We start from the raw sequence: 1,075 nt of genomic DNA on the forward strand, positions 1-1,075 counted from the left end.
ACGCCGGAGCCCTTGGGCATCAGCTTCGGCTGGTGGCCGGCCTGGGCGTAGCACCAGGACCCCTCGACCGCCAGCTTCCTGACGAGCGCGTTGCCGGCCCCGCTGATTCCGCCGAGGCGCACGGAGTCCGCGCTCGACCTCTGCTTCGGGGCGAGGCCGAAGTAGGCCGTCACCTGCCTGCCGGAGCGGAACCTCGAGAAGTCGCCGACCTCGGACGCGAAGGCGGCGGCGAGCGCGAACCCGCACCCCTTGATCGACTGGAGCGCCTCGACCTCGGCCGAGAGGGGGCCCGCCGCGACGGCGGCCCTGTATTCGGCGAGGAGGGCCTCCCTCGTCTCGTCGGCCGCCTCGACCTCGTTCCTCAGCGCCGCGAGCGCCCGGATGCCTCCGTCGTCGGCGGGGTGTATGCCGTCGAGCCACCTGAGGAAGCCGTACGTCCAGTACTTCCGGGGGTTGCCGGCCGGCGTCGTGCCGCCGTAGACATAGCCGCGGCGGGCTAGGAGCGCCAGGAGCCGCTGCTTCGCCGCCGCGAGCCTCGCGGTCGCCGCGTCGTGGGCGGCGGCGAGGTCCCTGAGCCCCTCGATCTCGGGGGACGGCACCCATACCGGGGTGACGTCGTGCGACAGTATCGCCTTGGCCATCCTGGCCGCGTCGTTGCGGTCGTTCTTGGACGAGAGGTCGGCAGCCGACCTCGGGACCTTGGAGACGGCCGCGACGACGCAGTCGACGCCGAGCCCGGAGAGCTCCCTTTGCGGGGCGAAGCCGAGGTAGCCGCTCTCGTAGGCGGCGAGCGACGGGCCGGGGAAGCCCGACATCCACTCCGCGACCTCGCCCCAGGGGTTGCCGCGGAACCTCCTCGTCACGGCCTCGCCCGTCTCCGCGTCGAGCGCGCAGACGGTGGTGGACCTGAGGTGTACGTCCATTCCGAAGGCGGTAGAATATCTAGGCACGGGAGCCTCCCAACCTCGTTGCGGCGCGGCTGCGCCTCTGGCACTTCAATAACATTGTCGCAGCCCCGACCCGCGGTCACGAGCGGGGGCTCCTGTCGTTTCCGTGCCCCTGGATTGGGTCATAG

1 protein-coding gene is annotated in these 1,075 nt (G+C 71.3%); it reads right to left on the minus strand.

Annotated elements, in window-relative coordinates; translation table 11 throughout:
- Positions 1-950: IS110 family transposase (locus DW943_RS10325; RefSeq protein ID WP_147348664.1), on the minus strand; the 950-nt coding region annotated here is incomplete at its 3' end.
- Positions 951-1,075 lie beyond the last annotated feature (125 nt).

The organism is Collinsella sp. AM44-11, from assembly GCF_003467145.1.
In the GTDB taxonomy this organism is placed as follows: domain Bacteria; phylum Actinomycetota; class Coriobacteriia; order Coriobacteriales; family Coriobacteriaceae; genus Collinsella.